The organism is Dietzia sp. CW19 (genome assembly GCF_014145265.1).
GTDB lineage: Bacteria > Actinomycetota > Actinomycetes > Mycobacteriales > Mycobacteriaceae > Dietzia > Dietzia natronolimnaea.
In genome coordinates, this window is the sequence record NZ_JAALEE010000495.1 from 1 (window position 1) to 9,661 (window position 9,661).

Below are 9,661 nucleotides of genomic sequence, written 5' to 3' on the forward strand. Positions count from 1 at the left end.
CCCACCACTCCACGGGACTTACCCCTAGAGGACTGACTGCCCAGGGTTGTTCCACCCAGGGCCGGCCCCGCGGGAGCCGGAACCTCGAGGGGGCACCTGCTGCGCTGGTGTACCCCGGTTGTTGGGACGGCACGGTCAGCTGTACGGGGCGATCGAGGTGTTGGAGTCCGGGTCGATGCCCTGGTGTCGAAGCCACTCAAGCGGATCGGCGCGATCTCGGCCCCCGTTGGTCCAGACCTCGAAGTGCAGGTGGGAGCCGGTGGAGAAGCCGCGATTTCCCATGAGTGCGATAGTTTGCCCGGCCTGGACGCGCTGCCCCGTGGTGACGAGGACTTCCTCCATGTGCCCGTAGACGGTCATCGTGCCCTCGTCTGACATGATGCGCACCCAGTTACCGAACCCTTGTGCGGGCCCGGCGTCGATGACCATGCCGTCGCTGGCCGCCAGGATGGGAGTGCCGATGGCGTTGGCGATGTCGGCGCCCCCGTGAAGCGATCCCCAGCGCTGCCCGAATCCCGAGGTCAGCGAACCTACCGCCGGCATCGCTGCCCGAGGACGACGCGCCTGCTCCTCGGCGAGGCGTGCACCCTCCGCAGCAATCTGCCGTTGTTCATCGAGGGCGGTGCCGGCCATCAGCGACGCCACCATCGCACCGGCACCGTCCGTTGCCAGGTCATCGAGTGGGAGGATCGGCTCAGTCGCGCCGGGCTGAGGGGCAAGTGCCTCGGGCTGGGTGGGCGCACTGAGAGACGGGCCGGGCGCGGCGGGACTGATCGGATCCTGGTGCGCGATCAGGTCGATGTGCTCACCGGAAGCGTCTGCGTGCTGGGTGACCAGGGCGCTGCCCGAGGACGTAATGGCACCTGCGGCGACCGCAACGACGATGAGGCGATCCCGTAACGCGTTCGAGTGGGCAGGTTGGTAGTGTGCCCCGCCTTGCCGAACGGGTCCAGCGAGCCCCCAGTGGTCAACTGTGAGTGAGTCTCCACCGCGGCCAGCGCGCCGTCTTTCCACTGCCGCCGTGTCCCCTCTGTCGCTGCACCGTGATGCTTTCGTGATATTGCCCGTCATCAAGCTAGCCGAGGCGAGGCGATCCTTGCAACCGACGGGGGAGCGGTGCCCACACCTTCAAGGGTGTGCTTGTCCCCGTCGCCTGCGTGCTGGGCGTTCCTGCCGTCATCGGGTGCGCGATCAGTGCTCAGCAGCCTCCGGCAGCTCCTGCTCGCGGTGCTGCTCGGTAGCCGGGTGGCCTTTGGCGCTGCCGGGATGGTCTCCCGGGGGGCGTCTGCTCGCGAGCCATCTGCGACCGAGGGCGATCAAGGTGATGAGCAGTAGCATCTGGCCCGCAGCCAACGCGGTGGCGCTGCCCGCTTGCTGTTCGCGCAGGAGGTCGGCAATCCACGGCAGGTTGAGATCGCGGTACCAGGTCTGGGCCAGGATCGCCTGCGACGTGAGCAGCACTATGCCGAGTAGGAGGTGCACGGGCAGGCAGACCAGGAGCACGAGGAGCTTCGTGCCGGGTGCGAGGGGTTTGGGTGTCTCGTCGATACCGATGATCACCCAGAAGAACAGGTAGCCGCTGATCAGGAAGAACACGTTCATGGCCATGTGGCCGAGGTGCGCGGAGATCAGGTTCTCGTAGATGCCGCCGAGGTAGAAGGCGTAGAAACCGGCCAGGAACTGCGTTGCGACGACAACCGGATGGGTGAGGAAGCGGGAGAGTGGATTGTTGACGAGCTCGACTAGCCACTCGCGCGGCCCCGGCGGATCGCTGTGCCCAGCGGCGGGTATAGCGCGAAGGGCGAGGGTGATCGGGCCACCCCGGACCAGCAGTATCGGCACGGCAATAGATAGAAGTACGTGTGCGGCCATGTGGGCTGAGAATTCGGCCCTGGCGTACATGCCGAAGCCTGAGCTGGTGGTCAGAAACAACAGCACGCAACCGAGGGTCCAGGAAACGGAGCGCTCAATCGGCCACTGGATGTCGCGCCGCCGCAGTGCCCGCAGCCCCCAGAGGTAGAGAATGAGGGCAACGACGGACACTGTTCCTAGGAGCAGGTCGAATCGCCACTGCCCCGCGATCGTGGTCAGGCTGATCGGGCCCGAGAGTTGGAACCCGATCAGCGACTCGTGGACGCTCGGGAGGTCTTGAGGTGCTGGAGGTGGAGTTCGACCCAGAGAGACCGCAACAGCCATGGTCGCGGCCATGAGGCCCGCTTCAATTCCGGTGATGCCTATCAGGAGACGCCGGGGAAGTGGTGCGTCCGGGTCTAGGCGGTCCAGGCCGGCGACGATACGGGCGCGGACGAACAGTCCACACAAGCCCAGCAGGGCCAAGGCGACAAGCTTGGCAATGACGAGTAGCCCGTAGGTGGAGGTGAGCAGGTCCGAAAGTTGCAAGCGTGTCACGAGGTTGACGATGCCGCTGACCGCCATCACCGCGATTGCCGCGGTGGCCACTCCGGAGAACCGGCGAAGGGCAAGCGCGACCATTCTCCCGCCCCACCAGGTGTGCACGAGCACAGCGATGAGGCCGCCGACCCAGGCCGCGGCGGCGACAAGGTGCAGGATGAGCGAATTTGTGGCGATGTCGTGCGCGACCGCGCCTGCCGAGTGTCCCGTCGCGGCGACCGGCAGCAGCGATAGAACAGTGATCGCAAGCCACACCGTGGCCCAGCGCCAGGAAAGACTGAAGCGCTGCCCGAGGCCGGCGATTAATGCCAGTAGCGCAGCCCACCGCCACGAGGACGCGACCTCGATCTGTTCAACGGCGATAATCCATTGGTCCGGGGGAAGCGACGTAGACAGTGGCCTTCCGGAGGTGTCCGAGAGGGTGAGCAGCACAAGAAGACCGGCCGAGGCTGCCCACGCCAGGTTCGCCCACGAGGACACTCGCTGCGCACGATAGCCGGCCACGTCGAGGGTGCCGTCGCTCGCCGGCGGAGTGAAGAACACCGCGAACATCGCGGTGCCGACCGCCGCAGCGCACAGCAGCTCAGCGATCACCCGCACCGCGGGCAGGCCAGCAGTGGTCAGAACTCCTGGATCGGGGATGCCTAAAAGAACCAGAGCCTGCGCGGTCGACAGCCCGGACAGCGTGATCGCTACCACTGCGCCGATGGTGAACAAGGCCAGGAAGATTGGCCAGATGGGTCGACGCATACCCGCCCGAGGATTACTCACCGACTAATCATAGGAAGCCAGCCATGAGAACTAGAATGCGCGACAGTGCCCTGCCATCAGCAACAATTCCTGTGCCGTGCAGCTCACTCGGTCTGAAGAACTCACCGGGGGTCGCCGCAGGACTTGGCTGGACCGCGCCTCATAGCCGCCCAGGGCTACCACGCTGGCAGCCTTCGGTTGAGGCGCGGGCGCTGAGGACTCCTCGCGGGGGAGGTAGCTAGAAGTCCAGACGGCTACTGTGGCGAAGGCTGCGGCGCCGTTCGGCCTCGAACCTGGTGCCGTAGCGGTTGCGGACAGTCAGTTCAGTAAGTCGCTGGTGCGAACCATCTTCGGTCGATGTGTCTTTCTCGAGGGAGCCTCCGGCGACGCCGGTCATGGGGTCGCCGTCGTGGTCTGTTGAGCTTCCGGGGACTTGGTCTAGATCGCCTTCGGCGCCGTGTTCATTGTCGCGGGCACGGCGGCGTTCCTTGAGGTCGCTCCGCAGAAAGTAGCCGAAACCGATCGGGGCCAAGACCCCGAATGCGAGCCACTGCAGTCCGTATGACAGGTATGAGCCCTGCTCGATGGACGGAACCGGAACGGGTTCGAGTGATCCGGCCTGACCTCCAGGGAGCTGGAGATAGTGGGGCTCGAGCTCGAGGCCGATTAGCGGGCCCATCGCCGAGGTGTTGATATTGTCCACCATGTGTTGACCGTGCAGCACGATGGGGTTGGCTGGCTCGGCCGAGGGCATACGCAGTCTGGCGGTGATGGTCTCACGCCCGGTTGGTGCAGCAGGGTAGTGCGGAACTGTATTGTTCTCGCCCACCAGGACCCACCCGCGGTTGACGAAGATGTCGGTTCCCTCGTCGGTGCGAAACGCCGCGAACACTTGGTACACGGCGCGTCCCTCGACCGCTCGCTGACGCAGCAACACCTCAGCCTGCGGCAAATATTGCCCAGTCGCGGTCACGCGATGCCACTCTGATTGATCGAGTGGGCCGTCACGGTTCGTCAACTCCGCAAGTGGCACAGGAGCGGCCTCGATGCTCTGACTTAGTTGAGAGTTGCGCGCCGCAAGGTCCTGATTCTTGCCCAACTGCCACGGAGCGAGAAGCGTGAAGCAGGCGTAGGCGAACACTGCGATGGCGATGAAAGCGATCATCCAGCCCGAGGTGATCGCACGAAAAAACCTGTTCACGCCGTTCACGGTAGAGGTGGGAGCAGGGCGATTAGCATCCGGGACCGGTCGCCGCCCAGTTTGTAGCGATGAGCCAGGCCCGTCAGACGATAACGCCGTTCGCGGCCAGCCACGTCACCGAATCGATCCACTGGCCCGCCGGGTTCTGCCCGCCCAAGTGCAGATGGGTGCCGAAGTTGGAGGTGATGGTGCCGTTGGTCGGCTTGTGGGCGTCACCGAGGCTGGCGGGCAGCTCCAACGACCCGAACCCGAGCTGGTCCAACCCGGGGACCTGACTGGCGTACTGACGGACCTGCTCGGCGTCGATGCCGTGCTGAGCCCCCATTTGTTCGACCATCTGCCCGATCTGCCCGAAGTCAGACGATTGAGCAGAGGCGACAGGTGCAGCGGCAAATGCCGCGCCGCCGGCGGCCGCGGCCTCGGCTGCCAGCGCGGCGGCAACCGAGTTGTCGTGCAGGGGCATATGCCGCACCAAAAAACTCCGAACAGCGGGAGAGGGAACAGGCGCCAGCCAGCGGCTTTCTCGCTGGTGATTGCGCTCGAGACCTCGTCTCGCTGGGAGGGCGGGCTTTCCATTGAAGAAGCCGGACCTCGGTCCCCCGGGGCACTGTTCGGGGGCAGCCCCCCGGTTGTCTCAACCTAAGGTCGAAACATTGACACGATTTTTGTGCACATAGTGACGGTATCGATATCCTTCTGTTACATTCAGTTTCGTCGCTGGCCCGACGGGCCGGGTTGGACCGCGCAAGCCACGAGTATTGGAGCAACCCGCATGGGCACTTCCCCCCGAACCGTGACCGTTGCAACGCTCCATGAGCGGTTGGGCATGAGCACGACGACCACAGTCGGCGGTCGTCATCGCGTCGTCCGCAGTAGATCGAACGTGTCCCGCACTGTCGGGGGTACCGTCGCTGGCGCCGTCCTTTCGGGCGGGTTCATTTTCGCCTTCGCTCCAGCCGCCGCCGCTCAATCGGTAGAGGTCGACCAGGCGCAGGTTATCGACGCAGTTCAGCGTGCGGCCGACCAATTCGGCATCGGCCCCGCCGAGATCGAGCAAATCGGGGAACAGTTCGGTATCGCTCCCACTGAGGTCCGGCAGTACGCCAGCGGACTCGGGTTCGGCTCTCTCAGTCCGGACAGCGGTGTCGCTGGTGTCGCTCACGCCCCGACCAAGGGCTCGATCACCTCGGGCTTCGGTCCGCGGTGGGGCACTTTCCACAACGGCACCGACTTCGGTGCGCCGATCGGTACGCCGCTCTACGCGGCTAAGAGCGGCGTCGTCGTAGCCTCGGGTCCTGCCGCCGGCTACGGGATCTGGATCCAGGTGCGCACCGATGACGGCGAACTGCTGGAGTACGGCCACAACGATCAGAATTACGTGACCGTCGGTCAGCGTGTCAGCGCCGGTCAAGTGATTGGGACCGTCGGTAACCGAGGCGACTCCACCGGACCGCATCTGCACTTTCGCGTAAAGAACACCGCTGGTCAGTGGGTTGATCCGGTGTCATGGCTCGCCGCGCAAGGTGTTCTCGTCTAAGAGTCTGGTGGACAAGGTGCGATCCGAGTCGTTCAGTCCACACGGCCGGTCAACTCCCGTTCGGCGGGTGGCTTCGGCATAGGTGGGGCGAGAGCCCATAGCCTTGCTGCCCGGTGCGAGCGGGCTGAGCGAGTGCACTTACTGTGGCTGGGTGTGAGCCGCGGATGCTCGAGGCTGCCAACGAACAAGACCAATCCCGGACGTGGGACACTGTCGTGAACCGCTGGACCCCGTCTCAGCCCGGCAGCGGCACTCTGCCCTCAGTTGAGCTGAGGCAGGTCATCGCGCGACTGGCCGCCAACGGGCTTTGGCTGTGCAAATTCCTCACCAGCACCCGCCTCGATCCAACAGTGTGCGAACAGGTAGCCGGCTACCTCGCCTCGCTTACCGACATGCCCGAACCTGACACCCCGGAGAACCGCCAATGTCTCACCAGACCCCACGTCGCCCGATGGGGGTGACCGGTCGCGTCTTCGCCACTATCGCGTTCATCGAGGCTGGCACCTGGGCCGGACTGCTCATCGGAATGCTCCTCAAGTACGTCACCAAGACCACCGAGGTCGGGGTGTCGATCTTCGGCATGCTGCACGGCATCGCGTTCGTGGTCTACCTCGTGGCCGCTATCGGCGCCGCGATCATCCTCCGTTGGCGGTGGTGGGTCGCACTCCTCGCCATCCTCGCTGCGATCCCACCGCTGGCGACTATTCCGCTGGAACGCTGGCTTGCTCGCCGCGGGGACCTCGCGCCCCGACCCTCTCAAGCGGTTTCCCATCACGCTTCGCAGCCCGTTAGTGACGCCCGCTAGCGGTCATCAGTGTGGGGTCATCGGGGGTCAAGCTGCTTGGACCGTTTCGCTGTCTGCGGCGCAACGAAGAATTTCGGGGAACTCGGTAAGGTCCTACGGTTGAAGTTCATTTCGAATGGCGCGGCGGTGTCGCGCAGCCATGTCTTGCCACTGCAGTGAGGTCAGGCAGGTCAGGTCGTCGGCCGGTGGAGACCGGTGGGGCGCCATCTAGCCGTCGAGTTCGATGGTGAGAGTGCCGTAAAGTCGCGCGAGATCCACAAGCCGAAAAACTCCGATGCCCGCCCAGCGCGCCGGTCACGTTCGGTCCGAACACGGACGAACGTGCGGGCAACTCAGGGAGTGGTCGAGTCCGCAGAATCCACAACTCGGCACCACCTACTTGTCATAACGACTGGTTCCCGGCGTGGGCCCACGGTCTCCGGAACGTGCACAGTTCCGCTCGGCGAGGACGGACGACACTGCCATCCTTGACGCCACTGGAATCAAGCGAGACGGGGCCAGATGGCGATGTCTCGGTGTCGGGAAGTCCGCGCATGACCGCGTTGGCGGCCGGAAAGTTGCTGAGCGGACCTGTCCCTCTTGTGAGCACGGCGATCCGGCCAGCGGTCACCGTGGTCGGCGCCGTGTGCCTAGTTGGCGGCTGCGTACGCTTCCGTCACCGTGGCGGGGATGCGGCCGCGGTCAGAGACGTCGTGGCCGTTGAGCCCATGGGCGAATCGCCTGGGTGTCCCCGCTGGCTACTGCTCGTCCGATGTTTTCGTGAAGTGAGCATAGGCGGTGTTGAGTGAGGCGAGTGCTAAGCCACTCCTCGGTCCGTCGCGCGGCCAGCGCACGTGTCCACGGGTGCGGGGGTGCAGATCGGTGGTGTGGCTGGTCCCGTCGGGTCGCTGGGCTACGAGGGTCCTGTCAGCGATCCAGGTGGTGCCGTCGTCGGCGGTGACCTGATCGGCTCGTCGACCTGGAGCTTTAACTCGAGCGATGGTGGCACCGTCTATGACGGGGACTAGTTCACCGTCGACGAGCTCGCGTACTGGATGCGCGTCGGGTTCGACGCGGACGTAGCCGTAACGGGGGTCGGTGCGATCCCCAAAGTGCGGCGCTTCCAGGACAAAGAGGCGGCCGTCGAGATATGTGGTTCTGTCGCTGCCCGTCTCTATGGCCCGGCGGACGGTCAGCTCGGCGGCCTCGGTGCGGGTGCAGCGAATGATCTCTTCTGGGGAAGTGATCCAGCAACCATCACGGTCGGCATGAACACGGCGTGTCCACATCTCTCTCGGCTTTTCGATTGCCAGGGGCAATCGGTACTCGGTCACTCGAGGTGGCGTGGCAGTGGTGTCGATGTGCAGCAGGAGGGGGTTCGACTTATCTATCACCCACAGGTCTGCGCTGTCAATGGCTACTGCTCCCGCATCGAACTCGGTGTCGTCGTCGGGTATGTCGTCGAGGTCGAGGTCCACCAGGATGCCGGTCTCGGCAAAGGTATCGGGGTCGTCGATAATCTTCCATCGCGGCCAGTAGCGATCTGGGGAGGGGCCGAAGTCGCGTAGCCGCTCTGTGCCCGCGACATAATGGTTTCCCGCGACAGTGGACTCCACCCACTGCTCGACGAGTTGCAGCCGCCGAACCCTCCCGGTTACCACGCCGGGCTGGCCGGGCACCGCCCGAGTGAAGCCGACATCGAGGCGCCCTGTCAGGTGGATCAGCCCGGCGACCGGGGTGTGGTGGTGCCACTCCGCGCTCCAGCCAGCACCGTAAACGTCGAACATCCAGCGCAGCGAACCATCTTCTGCTGCGAACGGGGCGTGTCCGAACTTCGGTTGGATCCTCACCCGAAAGGTGACCACACCGGGGGCGGAAGGCTCGGCCTCGGAATCGAAAGCAAGTACAACGCTGATGACATCGTCCACGTGAAGCGGAGGCACGGGCCCGCCCTGGAAGACCGAACTGTGGACCACCACCTGGATGGTGTGGCCGGTGACGTCAGGGCTCATGAGCTGGCTCGCAATCTGGGGTTGATGGGTTCGGATTCGATGGCCGAGACGCCTAAGACGTGCTGACGAATTGGCCATAGTGACTCACGAGCTGTCGTGCCGCGTTCGCCTTCGAAATTGGGTGCGCACTCGCGGCGCGCTAAGGAGCAGTTTTGGCCGAGCGATCGGCGTGTGTGCAGCAGAATGGTCAGATCACTCGGATTGGGAAGCGCCTCCGGACGACGGGCGGTGATCGTCATCAACATGTTGGCGAGTCTGCCCCAGCACCTCAGTCGAGGCGGCACAGCGGCTCAAGCGCTGGCGATCTATTCCCCGTGAGTCGCAGCGATAGTGGACCTGCCGGCGGTTTACTGATCAGGTGCCGGGTTCTGAGGTGTCGAGTTTTCGGTGGGGTTGGACGCAGCACGTGGCGGAGCGGACCCAGGCGGGCGGCGCTGGCGCCCAACCTGGGCGTGGTCTCTGTCGGCGACGACACCGCCTCTTCCTGGTGGACACCCCGGAGCAGCGGCGGATCGGGATCTCCGACTCCCTCGAGCTGGCGTGGCGGGACTGGCTCGGCTCCGCCGGGTTCGACCGCCCCGAGGGCCACTGGCCGCGGCAGTGGGCGCGGGCGTACGTCGAGTTCGCCGCCGGGGAGAAGCGAAAATACCTGCACGACCTGGGCCTGCGGATCATCCCCACCGTCGGCTGGGAACGTGGACCTGCTGCAGACGCTCACGCACGCCAGGCTCGCCGCCCCGTGAGGTCGAGGGCGGCTGCCAGGCTCGAGCAGCAGCGCGACCAGCCTGAGTTGGGCGTCGAAGGACAGCCCCGCCTCGGGCTCGTCGCCGAGTACGTGTACGGGACGGACCGCTGGGAAGGCTTCCGTGTGCACCCGCTGCCGGCTTCGGTGGCGGCGGCGTGCACGGCTACAACTCGTTGGAGGGCACGTTCCTCGGAGGCTGCATCTTCTCGGGGATGAAGGC

General features: G+C 65.1%; 8 protein-coding genes and 2 pseudogenes. 3 read left to right on the plus strand and 7 right to left on the minus strand.

Features of this window, described 5'->3' with window-relative positions; translation table 11 throughout:
• Positions 1–135: 135 nt before the first annotated feature.
• From G6021_RS17475 to G6021_RS17480, 4 genes are all read right to left on the minus strand, one after another.
• Positions 136–633 carry a M23 family metallopeptidase gene (locus G6021_RS17475; RefSeq protein WP_241736569.1) on the minus strand — a complete coding sequence of 166 codons (498 nt, stop codon included), beginning with the start codon at positions 631–633 and terminating at the stop codon, positions 136–138.
• 558 nt (positions 634–1,191) lie between these two features.
• On the minus strand, positions 1,192–3,129 hold the full coding sequence (locus G6021_RS14020) for a cytochrome c oxidase assembly protein (RefSeq protein ID WP_182641544.1): 1,938 nt from the start codon (positions 3,127–3,129) through the stop codon (positions 1,192–1,194).
• Positions 3,130–3,400: 271 nt separating this feature from the next.
• Positions 3,401–4,363, minus strand: a complete 963-nt coding sequence (locus G6021_RS14025) for an SURF1 family cytochrome oxidase biogenesis protein (protein WP_179526344.1) — start codon at positions 4,361–4,363, stop codon at positions 3,401–3,403.
• A gap of 82 nt (positions 4,364–4,445) precedes the next feature.
• Positions 4,446–4,826 carry a hypothetical protein gene (locus tag G6021_RS17480; protein ID WP_241736570.1) on the minus strand — a complete coding sequence of 127 codons (381 nt, stop codon included), beginning with the start codon at positions 4,824–4,826 and terminating at the stop codon, positions 4,446–4,448.
• Positions 4,827–5,189: 363 nt separating this feature from the next.
• Between G6021_RS17480 and G6021_RS14035 the strand changes: the two genes are divergently transcribed.
• On the plus strand, positions 5,190–5,900 hold the full coding sequence (locus G6021_RS14035; protein ID WP_241736571.1) for a M23 family metallopeptidase: 711 nt from the start codon (positions 5,190–5,192) through the stop codon (positions 5,898–5,900).
• 424 nt (positions 5,901–6,324) lie between these two features.
• Positions 6,325–6,705, plus strand: coding sequence for a DUF3817 domain-containing protein (locus G6021_RS14045; protein ID WP_241736572.1), 381 nt, complete (start codon positions 6,325–6,327; stop codon positions 6,703–6,705).
• A 629-nt stretch (positions 6,706–7,334) separates the two neighbouring features.
• Here G6021_RS14045 and G6021_RS17485 read toward each other — a convergent pair.
• The 3 genes and pseudogenes from G6021_RS17485 to G6021_RS14060 all read right to left on the minus strand — a co-directional run.
• Positions 7,335–7,425, minus strand: a pseudogene (locus G6021_RS17485) (histone-like nucleoid-structuring protein Lsr2); the annotation flags it as partial.
• Positions 7,426–7,442: 17 nt separating this feature from the next.
• Complete coding sequence (locus G6021_RS14055; protein WP_179526347.1) at positions 7,443–8,696, minus strand: hypothetical protein; 1,254 nt, start codon at positions 8,694–8,696, stop codon at positions 7,443–7,445.
• Positions 8,693–8,941: a hypothetical protein gene (locus G6021_RS14060; protein ID WP_179526348.1), complete on the minus strand. Its 249-nt coding sequence runs from the start codon at positions 8,939–8,941 to the stop codon at positions 8,693–8,695. Before G6021_RS14060 ends, G6021_RS14055 begins: the two co-directional genes overlap by 4 nt.
• Before the next feature lie 233 nt (positions 8,942–9,174).
• On the opposite strand from G6021_RS14060, the pseudogene G6021_RS14065 reads away from it, so the two are divergent.
• Positions 9,175–9,396 (plus strand): annotated as a pseudogene (locus tag G6021_RS14065) (FAD-binding dehydrogenase); the annotation flags it as partial.
• Positions 9,397–9,661: the final 265 nt, after the last annotated feature.

Excerpts from the sequence above, each read along its gene's own strand:
- G6021_RS14045 (WP_241736572.1), top strand. The coding sequence starts at position 6,325 with ATGTCTCACCAGACCCCACGTCGCCCGATGGGGGTGACCGGTCGCGTC.
- G6021_RS14035 (WP_241736571.1), top strand. The coding sequence starts at position 5,190 with ATGAGCACGACGACCACAGTCGGCGGTCGTCATCGCGTCGTCCGCAGT.
- G6021_RS14060 (WP_179526348.1), bottom strand. The coding sequence starts at position 8,941 with ATGTTGATGACGATCACCGCCCGTCGTCCGGAGGCGCTTCCCAATCCG.
- G6021_RS17475 (WP_241736569.1), bottom strand. The coding sequence starts at position 633 with ATGGCCGGCACCGCCCTCGATGAACAACGGCAGATTGCTGCGGAGGGT.
- G6021_RS14055 (WP_179526347.1), bottom strand. The coding sequence starts at position 8,696 with ATGAGCCCTGACGTCACCGGCCACACCATCCAGGTGGTGGTCCACAGT.
- G6021_RS17480 (WP_241736570.1), bottom strand. The coding sequence starts at position 4,826 with ATGCCCCTGCACGACAACTCGGTTGCCGCCGCGCTGGCAGCCGAGGCC.